Consider the following 12,719-nt stretch of genomic DNA (forward strand, 5'->3'; position numbering starts at 1 on the left):
GGAGATGAGGGTCAGAATGTGCAGGCGATCGCGCGCGTGAACGGGCGGCGGAGGCCGGGAACGACCCGTCTCCACCGCCCGCAGGCGACTGCACTCGCATGTGTCCGGGCCCCTGCCGGTCAGAACGAGGTCGACAGGCTGAACTGCACATCCCGCCCCGGCGAGAGGGCGTACCCCTTGTAGGTGTCCAGGAAGTCGCGGTACGTCTCGTCGAGCAGGTTGTCGACGCCGACCGAAACGGTGAGGGGCGCGCCCAGGCCCAGCGCCAGCGTGGTGCGGGCCTCCACGTTCACGACACTGTAGGCCCGGGTCGAGGCGGTCCCGAACGGCGGGCCAAAGCCTTCGTCGAACTGCGAGAAGGGCTCAAACCGGCCGGCGGCGTCTTTGTCCAGGGCCCGCTTCAGCGAGAGCTCCACCTGGGGGTTGGTGAGCGGGCCCGTGTCGGCGGGGACCCAGCGGACGAACCCGCTCACGGTGTTGGCGGGAAGGAGCGGAAGCTCCCCGTCGTCGCCCTCGTCCGCCCCCAGCCCGTCGCCCGTGCCGTCAAGCACGGCGGCACTGCCGCCCACCTGGAGCCACGGCAGCGGGCTGGTTTCGACGGTTGCCTCGATGCCCGGAATCAGGGCGTCGGTCTGATCGGCGGCAAATTTCGGAAGATTCCCATTTGGGCCCTTCTCGCCCGTATTCTCCAGGTAGATGTAGTCCTGAATGGCGTTGACGTAGCCGGTCACCTCGGCGGTCACCCGGTCGCGCCGCACGCGCAGCGACAGATCGGCGCTGTAGGAGCGCTCCGGCTCCAGGTCCGGGTTGCCGACCTGAAAGGCCGCCACGCCGCCGTGCACGCCGCTCGCGTAGAGCTCAAAAACAGAGGGCGCGCGGAAGCCCGAGCTCAGGTTCGTGGCAATCGCGACCCCATCGCCGAACGCGTAGCTGGCCCCCACGGCCCCCGAGAGAGTCGTGTACGTGTTCTCCAGCTGGTCGGACTCGGTGGTGCGGTCGTTGGGCACCGCCTGCACGGTGCGCACGTCCAGGCGGCTGCCGAACGAGACCGTGACGGGGTCGAGGTCGAGGTCTTCGAAGAAGAAGACGCCGGTATTCCACGTGCGTGCCGACGGCTGCAGCTCGGCCGGGCCGCGCGTGTCGGCGTCCTGGTGCTGCACCTCCGCCCCGATCGTGCCGCTGAGGGATCCGATCGAGGGATGGGCCACCTCCAGCCGCCCGGTGTAGATGTCGGTCTTGAGGTCGAGCGGGTAGTCAAACCGCGCCAGCCCACCGCCGTCACGGATGTCGCCCAGGTTGGTGCCCGGCGCCCCCGACTGCCGGATGGAGCGCTGCCAGCTGAGGCGCGGCTTGAGCACGAAGCCGTCGGCGACGATGTTGCCCTTCAGCACGACGTTGCTGTGCTCCAGGTTCTGGCCGAGGCCGGCGGCCGGAAACGGGGTTTGGCCCGGCGTCCCGCCCGCGGGAAGCAGAAAGTTTTGGGCGTTCGACCAGTAGTCGCCGTACAGCTGCAGGGTCCCGAACGCGCCCTGGAGGCCGACCTGGCCGTAGGTGCTCCACTGCTCGAAATTGGTAAACGGCACCTCGCCGGTGTAGCGCGGATCGCCGAAGGTGCCGCCCTTCTTCGTTTCCGAAAACGTGGGGGCGTCGGGCGTGTGGTAGTTGCCCGCGATGCGGCGCTCCGCGCCCACGCGCCAGCCGACGTTGCCCTGCGCCGCGCTCAGGTCAAGGGCAACGGCCCGCTCGTTGTTGTTCGTGTAGTACTGGGTGGACGCGGACCCGCCCACCTCAAACGCGTCGACGCCCGTGGTGGGGGCGGGCTTGCTGATGACGTTGATGGCCCCGCCCAGGGCGTCGGAGCCGTAGAGGATGCTGCTGGCCCCGCGCACCACCTCCACGCGCTCGGCCTCGCTCGCGTTGGTGGTGGGGAAGTGCCGCACGCCGAACTGGTAGTACTCCTGGGCGATGCCGTCTTTCAGAAGCACCACCCGCTTGCCGCTCAGGCCGCGGAGGACCGGCTTGCCGGCCTGCGCGCCCGTCTGGATGGAGGACACCCCATCTACGTTTTCCTGCAACAGTTCGCCGAGGGCGGCGCTGCGGCCGCTCTGCAAGTCTTCGGTCCCCATCACGTCCACGTCCTGCGGCGCGCGGAGCGTGCTGCGGGCCCGGGCCGTGCCGGTGACCGTCACCCCGTCCGTCTCCAGCACGCGCTCCTCGAGCGACACGTTCATTTCGCGGGTCTCGCCGGCCTGAAGGGTGACCTCCCGGACGGCCGTCTGGTAGCCGACGAACCGAATTTCGAGGGTGTGGGTGCCGGGCGGAAGGCCGTCGAGCGTGTACCGGCCGTCGGGGCCGGCGGTGGTGCCCCGCTGAAACGCCACGTCGGCAATCTGGGCGCCGGGCAGGGGCGCCCCGTCGGCGTCCGTGACGGTGCCGGTCACGGTGCTGCGGGTGGACTGGGCCTCGGCGATGGGGACCACAAAGGTGAGAAGAGAAAGGGCAACAAGAATACGGGTCGACATAAAACGGGACAAACAGGTGCGACGGAGCAAACAGATCGGGGCCGCCCATCGGGGACGGGCGGGAACGACGGAGGGGAGACCTGTTCGTCGCAGTCGCGGCGCCCCACGACACAGACGCACACCCATTCCACGGGGCTGGGGGGCGGCCTGGGCGGACGCCGGATCGATGGCGGGGGCCTGCAGACACGCAGGACACCCAGTGAGTCCGGGGGGCGGGCACTGCCAAGGGGGGACCGGGACTACGCCGGACGGGCCTCAGAGAACGATGGAGGCCCGCGGATGAACTGATCCGCCGCCACAGGGGCGACGGCTGCGTGCGACCGGACCTCGACGGCCCGGCCCTCAACCATACGTGGGGCCGTGGCGGGAATGGGCGTGGGCGGCACGACCAGGAGCCGGGTGGCGCAGAGGTCACACTCCGGCAGCACACGACCATCGGTCGCGCCCGTCCAGAGGGGCCCCTCCGCGGCGTGCACATCCGCCGGGTGACAAGACGCCTCCGTCTGCGTGCTCCGTTGCGCCGCCCCGTGCTGAACGAGGTGGACGGTCGGCCCGATGACCCCGCCCGTGGCGAACGCCACGAGCAGCAGCCCGACCAGAATGGGACGGCGTCCCTGCATGGGAAGACGAAGGGTTGTTAGGAATCATCCTCCCTATTGCCACACCTCCCCCCTGGTTCCTCACTTGAAAACGACCACACATGCACATCCATTCAGACGACCCGCCCCGCGGCGGCCCCCGAATCGATACTCTCGGTGCCGATGGCTACATTGGCCTGTGCACCGTCGGTCGTCCAACCGCCCTCCGCCATGCCCGGATCTGTCGTCCGCGTCGTCGACGTGTATCCGTACCGCGAGTCGGCCGTAAACCCCGAGTTTCTGCTCCTCCGCCGCGCCCCCGGCACAGAGTACGCCGGGCAGTGGCGCATGGTGGGGGGCAAAATCGAGTCGGGGGAGGCGGCGTGGGAGACGGCCCACCGCGAGGTCACCGAAGAAACCGGCCACGCCCCCGATCGGCTCTGGACGCTCCCGTCCGTCAATGCCTTCTACGAATGGCAGGACGACCGCGTCAATCTGATTCCGGCCTTTGCCGCGGCCCTTCCCGGCGACCCGGTGCTCGACGACGAGCACGACGCGTTCGCCTGGCTCCCGGCCGAGGAGGCCGCCGGCCGACTGGCGTGGCCCGAGCAGCAGCGCCTCCTTCGCCTGGCCGACCAGACGCTCCGCGCCGGCATCCCGCCGCAACTGGTCGTACGGACGCCCCCCGAATGATCGGTCCGCCCCCTCGTCGTCCATCGCCCCGCTGTGTGATGCGGCCCCTACCGGACCACGGGCCGCGCATGCCCCGCGAGCGTGTCGGTCAGCCACCGTTCGGCATAGGGAAGCAGCGGGTCCGGCAGCCCCTCCGGCTCATACCATCCCCAGTCGAGTCCTTCGTCTGATCCTTCGAGCCGACCGTCCGACACACGACAGGCAAAGAGACTGGTCACGAAGTGGATGGAGTCCCCGGCGGGATCGTCTACGACCTGGAACGCGGGGTCCGAGTAGAGCCCGACGAACCGATCGATCTCAACCTCCAAACACGCCTCTTCCCGCAGTTCTCGCTTCAGCGCCCCACGGACGTCTTCTCCGGGGTTTACGGCCCCGCTCGGCGGCGCCCACGCGTGCTCCACTCGCCTTTTGTGCAGCAGTATGTTGCCCTCGTCGTTGACGACCACCCCAGCGACGCCCGGTCGAATGGAGATCGAATCGCTACGCATCGTGGCAGGCACTCTCGTTGAGAAGGTCACTGAGCGACGTGATCACCCGGTCCGGCGTCACTTCCGTTTCATGGTGCTGGGGCCGTTCGTCCCCTCGACGGAGGAGAAGGGCAGACATCCCCATCCGACGGGCCCCGCGAATATCGGTGTCCAGGCGATCGCCCACCATGACGGCCGCTGCCGGATCCCGGTCGCCTAGGGCGGCCTCGAACATGGCGGGATGGGGCTTCCCCACGACGTGTGGCGCCGTTCCCGACGCCGCACGCACCGCCGCGACGATGGTGCCGGTGGCGGGCGCCGGCCCCTCCGGGGTCGGGAAGGTCGGATCGTCGTTCGTCGCGACAAACCGGGCCCCCTTCCGAATCAGCCGTGCCGCCCGCTTGATGTGCGGATAGGACACGCATTCGTCGCACCCCACGACGACTGCTTCCGCCTCGTTGCCGTCCGTCCCCCGAACCCCTGCACGGTCGAGCTCCCGGCGAAGCCCGTCGCTTCCGACGACGTAGGCCGACGCCAGACCCGCCTCCCGCAGGCACACGGCCGTGGACCATCCGCAGGTCACCACTTCCTGTACGCTTGCCGCAACCCCGAGTCGCTCGAGTCGGGCGACGACCTCGTCTCGGGTTGGACGGGGGTCGTTCGTCAAGAACCGGAGCGTCGTCCCGCGCTCACGGAGACGCCGAAGGGCCCGGCGCGCCCCAGGGAGCAGGCGGTCGCCCACGTAGACCACGCCGTCGAGATCGAGAAGAAGAATGTCGAACTGTTCTGCGGTCACGTCAGATCTTGCGGTTCTTTGGTTTCCCCAGTTGAGACGTGCTGTGTAACGTTGAGCTTAGGTGCGAAAAGTCGCGGCAGAGCCTCTGATCTAAGCACAGGAAACAACTCTCGCTCTAAGAAGGCAAAACGGCCCGAGCTTTTCGTCAGCTATAGTGGTGTGTTATGGCGTTCAGAAACTATGGAAGACGGTTGAGTGCTGTATTGAGATACCTCCTGCTCCATGGCCTAGAGCAAGTCCGATCTTCTCCCCATCGCACTGCATCACAATGTCGTCGCACATCATCTGCATTCTCCCATTTGTTTCCGTTGGAAGATAATACCAGTGCGATTAGTACCGATAGTCTATCCCCAAATTCTAAAATACGAACTGTCTCTTCGTCTGATACATCCCCCTTTCCGTGTACAATATTTCCGCGTTTTGAGTAAAACGTTTTAATGGCACGGCTTATACGTCGTCTTTCATCAGGATCATCTGATAAAATGTATGCTCCGCGCTCAGAGAGAGCGCGTCGCGTGGGCTCCCGACCTATGACGACAAGAGTCTCTAAAGCTGTGGAAGTCTTGACGATTGCAGAACTTACCGATTTGTCCGTTCTCGACTGGATTAGCCAACCCAGAGAGCGCTCCAACCGAGTTGAGAGCTTACTGTCTCCATTCGCTATTGCATAGAGGTCTGGAAATCCATTTTTCCGGAACCGTCGAGCAGCCGTGCTATCCACCGCCAAACCTGAAGGCTCCTTCTCAACCTGACTGGTCGAAGAAACTGACGTCTCGCGAGCATCTTTGGTGATATTCAGATCGAAAAACTCTTCCCTGACACCAACTACACTACTTAGAAAACTACTTCTGTCACCCTGAAGGACAATACTTGCAACCAGCACAGCCTCTGCTAGCTTTGCTTCGTGACTCAGCCTTTCATCTGACAAAATCTGGTCGCTATTGATGATCTCTACCACCGTCTTATCACTCAGATTCTCGGCACGCTGATAGTAGAAATCACGGGGACCGCTGACTCGGGCACTGACATTTCGATTCCGTACGACTTGAGCTGTTTGCTTTGCCTCCGATTCTGAATAGTTTCGGATCTTGCATCCTGCAGATATTTTTACAGTGGTTTCGGCGCTCACCCACCTTGTCGTATGTAAATAGTGTTAGAGGATATTCGCCATAACAGTGGAATTATACTGCTCGCGTCAAATTAGGGTAAGGTGGCTGCGATCCTGTCTACTAGCTGGCTTCTGAGATCCACCGGCTCCTGCCAAACGATGTGATTATACTGCCGGGTATCAAAGTGAAGATTTTCGACTGCGTCATCGTGGCAAGTCCAGATCAAAGGTATACCGAGTCCATTTGCGAAGCCGGCCTCGTAGTAAACTCCACCGCGTTGTCCCGTAAAGTCGGCGACAACGAGGCCACTTTGTCGGATCTCAGCAATAATCCGATCATCAATCTTTTCATTGTGCTCCTCCATGTCTATCCGTATAGGATCATACCCGCTTTCGTCTAGGGCAGGTTCTATTCCCTCCGTGTAAGCTGATTTCATCTCATCATCGAACCACATCGCAATGAAGGCCTGAGAGCTCTGCGTTCGGTCCTCTTCCAATTCCTTCAATCTACGCCAACCTTCCAAGCCAAGACGATACCCGTGATTATCAGGCCCGGTTTCGATGAAGTCGAGTTCCCGTGCCTTGGTAATGTAGTATTGAAATTCCTCCGGTCCTCTCGCGTAAATTAGAGGGTAGTCATGCTCCTGCTCAAACATGACTGCCTGGGCTGGTGATGAAACTTCGTTCTGAATGCGACGCAGAAGAAGATTGATCGATTCGAACGGATCATCTGGCCGACGAGCCACCTGAAGAAGTATCTCTACGGTGTTGATGAGAAGTTTTAATCTTTCTCCCTGCTCATATTGGTTACGAATAGCTGCTGATAAAACTCATCTCGGAGCGTACTCTTCAGCAACCTCAGCGTCATTGAGGGCCGTAAGCTTTCCGCGAAGTGTCCGACTCAACTGGAATTGACCGCAGATCGGACACTGTACGATTAAGCCATCTGATCCTCCTCCGGGTGGTTTAAACTGTGCGTCAGGTGACTTGCAAACTGGACAGGTATCTTGAGCAGCCATATCGATCTCTCTAGGGGCAGTATAACGTGATGCAGTGCAATGTCATAATACTACCCAGAGGTATCGAGCAACCCATACATCCCGGTTAAGCGACTTACAATCGTCTTTTCTCCATCTCCAGTCTCAATTTTAGCATTACCATCCGCTTCGAGTATCAAGTATCCGAACTGAAACACAGCGGTGTTTCCAAGTTGACGACCGAAAGCATTCCTGGCCTTGCTAGGAGGCAAGACTTTGATGTTTACTGGTCCCCACGAATCTAAGTACAAAGTCTCGCCGGCTTTGAATACTCTCATGAGTTGTTCGCTCAAGATTTTCTTTTTCGGCGAGGCATCCAACAAAAAGTACCAGACACACCAGATTTCGTCAGACATCTCATTGACTATCTCATCGAGGTTTCGACTGAAGCTTTGGGGGTTAGAACTCTGAGATATCTCTTCGGCTGCTTCGTAATTCGAGTTGAACGAGACTATCGAAGCATCAGGTGTTTCTGAGTGTTGAATATCGTTCATATTGTGATTAATTGAATCGTTGTTATCTGCATAACTTTTAACCATATCAAATCCCTCAACATATACACATCTTTTGGCTCATAATCCTTTGAGACTGACCGGATTGAGAAAAGCGGGCTGTTGATATGTCCCATGGGCTTGGTTCGTGGAATATCGCCTACCGCTTGACATACTCGATATTATAAATCTTACCTTCAAGCCACACGATCTGTTGAAACACCCTTTCTATGTCATGTCCGGGTCTCAGAATCAGGCCCCCAACGCCCTGACCGAACGGACGTGAGGGAGGAAGTGGGTTTGGACCGCGCCGATCGTCCCGAATGTCGATCCGGGCCGCCTCCACGGGCGGGACGCGGGCGGCACGGGCCCTACCCAAGCGCCTCCACGGCCCGCTCCAGCCCGTTGCTCACACCATGTAGTCGTCCGTGGGCACGTCGAGGAAGTCCATGAGCCAGTCGAGGGCCCACGTCTGGTTGTCCTCGCCGCTCCACTCGTAGCCGGCCTGCACCTCGTCGGCCACCGCGGGCCAGTCGACAGTCCAGTCCTTGTAGACGTGAAAGGAGAACTGGCTCACCTCGGTCTCGAAGTAGACGCAGCCCTCGTCGGGGTCGTAGATGGAGGTCGCGGTGTCGTCCGCGCGGGCCTGCTCGGCGGCCCACACCACGAGCGGGACCTTGAAGCGGTAGTCCATTTCGTGAACCCGCTTGGCCTCGCTGTTGAGGTAGTTCGCCAGCACGACGCTCCCGTCGCCGTGCTCGATGGCGGCCTCCGCGGCGTCGCGGGTCGAGGGGTCGGCGTCGATCTTGTCGAGGGCGGCCTCGATCAGGGGCCACACCTCCACGGATGCGGGCTCGTCGGCGGCGTCTTCTTCGCGGGGAATCGTAACGGTGCAGTCGTCAAGGTCCACGGGCAGTCCGGAATTGATGAGGGAAATCGGGCGCGTCGGTCCGACAGTCGGACTCCGACAGTCGGAACCCGACAGGGCCCCGTCATATGCACGCCCGGCCCAAAAGATCGCGCCGGGGGACCGGCCCCGCCCCTTCTACTCGAGCGGGCCGACCTCTCCGCTTCCGAACGAACTCGTGGAGACGGAGGGCTGTCCGCGGTAGTGCACGTCGCCGGAGCCGAAGATGGAGGCATCCAGCTCGTCGGTCACGTGCACCTCCACGTCTCCGGACCCGGCGATGCTCACCTCCATCGTCCGCGTTTCGAGGTCCGCGGCCTGCAGATCGCCCGACCCGGCGATGTTGGTGGTGAGGGCGTCCGCCTGCCCTTCCAGCATCGTGGTGCCCGAGCCGGCCACCTGCACGTCCAGTTCCTCCGCGTTCACGTCCAGGCGCGTGCGGCCCGACCCTGCGACGCTGAGCCCGAACGTCTCCCCCTCGATCTGATTCTCGCCCACAATCTCGCCCGACCCGGCCAGCGATACGGATTCGATCGTCGGCGCGGTCACGTAGACGTCCACCTTCTCGTCGACGGACGCGTCGTCGCCGAAGAGGCCGCCGAACAGGGTGTCGTCCGAGTCGACCGGGAGTTCGAGCGTCTCGTCGTCGACCCCGGTCTCGAACTGGTCGAGGACGGCCGGCGGGGCCTCGATCTCGACGGACCGGTCGCTTCCCTGCCGCAGGTGCAGGGTGCCGGGCACCCGAAACTCGACGGCGGTGAACGCCTCCACCGAGCGCGTCTCCCGGGCGCTCTCCTGGGCGGCGGCGACGTGGAGGGGCAGGGCGAGAAGGCCCACGAACAGCGCGGTACGCAATACAGATGTGGGTTGGAGCATGGCGCAGCGGACGGATGGGTGAGAAAATGCGTGGATGCCTGGAAGGCATGTCCATCACGGTCGGCCGCGCGCCAATGTTACACCGTCCTCGCTACCGCGACTTTTGCACCTCGGGGGGCACATCGCAGGCCTGCCGCCGGGTGTCCGTGAGCTGGAGAATCCGCCAGCCGTCGGGCCCGCGCACCAACTGCACCGCGTTCACGCCGCAGTGCGACCGCTCGTCGCCGCGGTAGAAGACGTACGGCACCCAGGCGCTTGCGAGCGGCCCGTCCACGCGGACCGCCACGTCCCAGGTGCGCTCGTCCCACACGCGCTCACGGGGCTGGCCCACCGCCGCGACGAACGCGTCGACCGGGGTTTCACTCACGCCAGCCGTGTCGCTCGGGCCCCCTGCGGTGTGCAGACGGGCGTCGTCGTGAAAGACGTCTCGGACCGCGGTGCTGTCCCCGGCCCGCATCCCGTCGAAGAGGGCGTCGAGGGTGGCCCGCACCGCCGCCTCCGCCGCGGGCATGCGCGGTCCGTCGGACTGGGCAGACGCGACCGGGACCAACGGCCCCGCCACAAAGAGAAGCGCCACAGAGAGAAGCGGGAAGAGACGGCGCGTCATGAGCGTCGGGCAGCTATTGGGCGCGGCGCATCGACAGCTCCGCGAGGAGATCGGTGTTGGGGTCGAGCGTCACGGACCACGGCGCCCGCGGGCAGTCGACGCGCGACTGCGCCTCCCGGCCCCGCATGAAGAGCGTCGTGGTGCGGGACGGGGACTCGCCAAGGGCCACCTGCACCGGCACCGCGAACGGGGGCTCGTCCTGGGTCTGGCGCAGCGTCACAACGCACTCCCCCGCAGCGGCGTCGTGGCGCCAGGTGCCCTCGATGACCGGATGGCCCGGCCGACGCGTCCACTGGTCAAAAAACGCCTCGAGGTCCTGCCCCGAGACGTCCTCCATGACCGCCCGGAAATCGCGGGTGCTCGCGTTGCCGTCGCGGTAGCGCTCGTAGTAGGCCCGCAGGCCCCGCCAGAAGGTGTCGGTGCCCACCTCGCGACGGAGCATGTGGAGCACCCAGCCGCCCTTCTGGTAGGGGTTCGTGTTGAGGAGCTCGTTCGGGTCGCTGTAGGTCGTGTCCACGAGGGGCGTGTCCGGATTTGCGTCGTGGAACTGCACGACCTGCCGCCGCGCCGCGGTCATGTACTGCCTCAGGGCCGCCGCGCCGCGGGCGTGCTCCAGGTACAGGCCCGTCAGGTACGTGGCAAACCCCTCACTGAGCCAGAGGTGCGGCCAGTCCGCCTCGGTGACGGTGTTTCCGTACCACTGGTGCGCAATCTCGTGGGCCAACAGCGAGGTGTCGTCCTCGCCGTCGGCGACCGCCGTCTCGCTGTAGAAGATGGCGGCCGCGTTCTCCATACCGCCGTACCGCGTGGTGGACTGCACGTTGGCGAGCTTCGCGTACGGGTACGGCCCCAGGTTTTCCTCAAAGAACCGGAGGATGGGCGGCCCCTGTCCCAGGTCCTTGAGGCCCGGCCCCCGGTCCTCCGGGTAGACCCAGCTCTGCACCGGCACGCCGTCGACGGTCCCGGCCGTGTCGACCGCAAAGTCGGCCACGCCAATCACCATCACCTTCGGCGGCAGCGGCACGTCGGTCCGCCAGAGCGTGTGGCGCGTGCCCCCGCTCGTCGAGTCGCGCACCAAGGCCCCGTTGCTCACGACCTCGTACCGGGCGGGCGCCGTCACCCGAAACTCGACGGTCGCCTTGTCGGACAGGTGGTCCACCACCGGCAGCCAGTGGCGCGCGCGGTTCGGCCAGTTGTCGCCGAAGAAGGTGCGGTCGCCGTGCTGGTTGGTGCCGATGATGAGGCCGTCGTCCGGCACGCCCGCATACTCGATGCGGAACGTGCGGGTCTGGCCCGCCGCGAGGTCGGGCGGCCGGATGCGGAGGAGATCGTCGGCGTGGCGGTAGGACACGGCCCGTCCGTCCTCGGACACCGAACGCACGCGCATGCCCGTCTCGCCCCCCGGCGCCCGGCCGATGAGGTCGAGCCGCACGGCCGTGAGCGTGTCGGCGTCGATGCGGACGTGCACCGTGGCCGTGCCCTCGATCCGATCCGTGGTGTCGGAGAGGGTGAGGGAAAAGTCGTAGTCCTGCACGTCGATGCCGGGCTGGGGCCGGGCGGCGGGGCCCGGGGCCGGTTGCGCGCAGGCCCCGCGGCCGCCGATCAGAACGCTCCCCCCCACCATCAACAGGAGGGCCCAGCGCCATAGGGACAAATCAAGAGTCATCATGCAGACCTCCAGGGAACCTTAGTTTCCAGAACGAACCTCAATCTCGCGGGTCGTGTCGTTGAACGGCCCCGGCACGACGTTGCCGTCGCTCCCGATGAGCTGAAGGGTCACCTCGTAGGTCCCGTCCGCCAATCCCGTCACGAACGCCGGGGCCCACTCGGTCAGCGTCGTCGACGCGACCTCGCTCCCCTCCGCGTCCCGGATGGTGTAGCGGGCTTTGTAGCCGTCCGCGCCCAGCTCCACGTTGTGGAGATAGAAGTCGAGCATAATCCGGTCGGCGCCGTCGCCGCTGTACGTGCCCTTCGGACGGCTGTAGATGATGGCCGGCTCCCTCGGGCCCAGCATGAACGCGCCGGACGCCTCGCCGACGTAGAAGTTGACGAGATCGTACGCCTCTTGCCCCTTCACGCTCTCGTGGTAGGACCGGCTCGGGAACGCGACGAGGGTGTGCGCCCCCGGCTCCAGGTCGCCGAGGTCGAAGGGCGTTCCGGCCTCGTAGTTGGCCATGTAGGGCTGGTTGTCCACAATGATGTGGAAGTGCTGCCCGTTTCCGGAGTTGGCAATCTCGCTGGCCCGCTCCGTGTCGGTCTGGATGCCCGCCTCAAAATTCTCGGCCTCAATCGTGACGTCCACGCCCGCGCTGTCGACGACCGCACTGTCGGCCGGGGCCGTCGCGCGGGCCATCGCGCCGTCGATCGACGGCGAGCGGTCGCCCGCCTGAATCTGCACGCCGTTGCCGCCGCCCCCACCGCCGCAGCCGGCCAGGAGCAGAAGGGCGCCGCACACGAAGGCAAGGGGAGGAACGAGGGAGCGAGACTGGAGCATGGGACCTCGGGGGATTGGTGGAAGCAGCACAGGAGAGAGATGAATGCGTAGGTTTTTGGGATGCACGGTAAGAATAGGCAGTAGGGCCTCGTCTGTCAACGCGCCCCGGACGACGCCGGCGTCCGCCCTCCGAGAAGGCCCCC

The 12,719-nt window shown here is 64.3% G+C and carries 12 protein-coding genes and 1 pseudogene; 1 reads left to right on the plus strand and 12 read right to left on the minus strand.

What is annotated here, in order from left to right; all coding sequences use genetic code 11:
* Positions 1 to 119: 119 nt before the first annotated feature.
* Together SRU_RS09935 and SRU_RS09940 are read right to left on the minus strand one after the other, a co-directional pair.
* Positions 120 to 2,522 (minus strand): TonB-dependent receptor, encoded by a 2,403-nt coding sequence (locus SRU_RS09935; RefSeq protein WP_011404623.1) that lies wholly within the window; start codon positions 2,520 to 2,522, stop codon positions 120 to 122.
* A gap of 239 nt (positions 2,523 to 2,761) precedes the next feature.
* Positions 2,762 to 3,142 carry a hypothetical protein gene (locus tag SRU_RS09940; protein WP_013062301.1) on the minus strand — a complete coding sequence of 127 codons (381 nt, stop codon included), beginning with the start codon at positions 3,140 to 3,142 and terminating at the stop codon, positions 2,762 to 2,764.
* Positions 3,143 to 3,331: 189 nt separating this feature from the next.
* Here SRU_RS09940 and SRU_RS09945 point away from each other — a divergent pair, with 189 nt between their 5' ends.
* Positions 3,332 to 3,793 (plus strand): NUDIX hydrolase, encoded by a 462-nt coding sequence (locus SRU_RS09945; protein WP_231847094.1) that lies wholly within the window; start codon positions 3,332 to 3,334, stop codon positions 3,791 to 3,793.
* 47 nt (positions 3,794 to 3,840) lie between these two features.
* Here SRU_RS09945 and SRU_RS09950 read toward each other — a convergent pair whose 3' ends face one another.
* The 10 genes and pseudogenes from SRU_RS09950 to SRU_RS09995 form a co-directional block, all read right to left on the minus strand.
* A complete protein-coding gene (locus SRU_RS09950; RefSeq protein WP_011404625.1) occupies positions 3,841 to 4,281 on the minus strand; it encodes an NUDIX domain-containing protein in 441 nt (146 codons plus the stop codon).
* Positions 4,274 to 5,086 (minus strand): annotated as a pseudogene (locus SRU_RS09955) (HAD-IIA family hydrolase); the annotation flags it as partial. The pseudogene SRU_RS09955 and the gene SRU_RS09950, both read right to left, overlap by 8 nt.
* Before the next feature lie 148 nt (positions 5,087 to 5,234).
* Positions 5,235 to 6,185 (minus strand): HEPN domain-containing protein, encoded by a 951-nt coding sequence (locus tag SRU_RS09960; protein ID WP_148278425.1) that lies wholly within the window; start codon positions 6,183 to 6,185, stop codon positions 5,235 to 5,237.
* Between the two features lie 71 nt (positions 6,186 to 6,256).
* Complete coding sequence (locus SRU_RS09965; protein ID WP_051010832.1) at positions 6,257 to 6,820, minus strand: hypothetical protein; 564 nt, start codon at positions 6,818 to 6,820, stop codon at positions 6,257 to 6,259.
* A 413-nt stretch (positions 6,821 to 7,233) separates the two neighbouring features.
* Entirely contained in the window at positions 7,234 to 7,740 is a 507-nt protein-coding gene (locus tag SRU_RS09970; protein ID WP_164923595.1) for a hypothetical protein, read from the minus strand.
* Positions 7,741 to 8,101: 361 nt separating this feature from the next.
* Complete coding sequence (locus SRU_RS09975; protein ID WP_011404627.1) at positions 8,102 to 8,602, minus strand: hypothetical protein; 501 nt, start codon at positions 8,600 to 8,602, stop codon at positions 8,102 to 8,104.
* Positions 8,603 to 8,737: 135 nt separating this feature from the next.
* Complete coding sequence (locus tag SRU_RS09980; protein ID WP_013062305.1) at positions 8,738 to 9,475, minus strand: head GIN domain-containing protein; 738 nt, start codon at positions 9,473 to 9,475, stop codon at positions 8,738 to 8,740.
* A gap of 91 nt (positions 9,476 to 9,566) precedes the next feature.
* On the minus strand, positions 9,567 to 10,082 hold the full coding sequence (locus SRU_RS09985) for a nuclear transport factor 2 family protein (protein WP_013062306.1): 516 nt from the start codon (positions 10,080 to 10,082) through the stop codon (positions 9,567 to 9,569).
* A gap of 13 nt (positions 10,083 to 10,095) precedes the next feature.
* Positions 10,096 to 11,751: a M1 family metallopeptidase gene (locus SRU_RS09990; protein WP_013062307.1), complete on the minus strand. Its 1,656-nt coding sequence runs from the start codon at positions 11,749 to 11,751 to the stop codon at positions 10,096 to 10,098.
* Positions 11,752 to 11,769: 18 nt separating this feature from the next.
* Positions 11,770 to 12,576 (minus strand): hypothetical protein, encoded by an 807-nt coding sequence (locus tag SRU_RS09995; RefSeq protein WP_103017756.1) that lies wholly within the window; start codon positions 12,574 to 12,576, stop codon positions 11,770 to 11,772.
* Positions 12,577 to 12,719: the final 143 nt, after the last annotated feature.

Source organism: Salinibacter ruber DSM 13855, assembly GCF_000013045.1.
Taxonomy (GTDB): Bacteria; Bacteroidota; Rhodothermia; order Rhodothermales; family Salinibacteraceae; genus Salinibacter; species Salinibacter ruber.

Coding starts and splice junctions, on each gene's coding strand:
- SRU_RS09935 (WP_011404623.1), bottom strand. CDS start 2,522: ATGTCGACCCGTATTCTTGTTGCCCTTTCTCTTCTCACCTTTGTGGTC.
- SRU_RS09940 (WP_013062301.1), bottom strand. CDS start 3,142: ATGCAGGGACGCCGTCCCATTCTGGTCGGGCTGCTGCTCGTGGCGTTC.
- SRU_RS09945 (WP_231847094.1), top strand. CDS start 3,332: ATGCCCGGATCTGTCGTCCGCGTCGTCGACGTGTATCCGTACCGCGAG.
- SRU_RS09950 (WP_011404625.1), bottom strand. CDS start 4,281: ATGCGTAGCGATTCGATCTCCATTCGACCGGGCGTCGCTGGGGTGGTC.
- SRU_RS09965 (WP_051010832.1), bottom strand. CDS start 6,820: ATGTTTGAGCAGGAGCATGACTACCCTCTAATTTACGCGAGAGGACCG.
- SRU_RS09970 (WP_164923595.1), bottom strand. CDS start 7,740: ATGGTTAAAAGTTATGCAGATAACAACGATTCAATTAATCACAATATG.
- SRU_RS09980 (WP_013062305.1), bottom strand. CDS start 9,475: ATGCTCCAACCCACATCTGTATTGCGTACCGCGCTGTTCGTGGGCCTT.
- SRU_RS09985 (WP_013062306.1), bottom strand. CDS start 10,082: ATGACGCGCCGTCTCTTCCCGCTTCTCTCTGTGGCGCTTCTCTTTGTG.
- SRU_RS09990 (WP_013062307.1), bottom strand. CDS start 11,751: ATGATGACTCTTGATTTGTCCCTATGGCGCTGGGCCCTCCTGTTGATG.
- SRU_RS09995 (WP_103017756.1), bottom strand. CDS start 12,576: ATGCTCCAGTCTCGCTCCCTCGTTCCTCCCCTTGCCTTCGTGTGCGGC.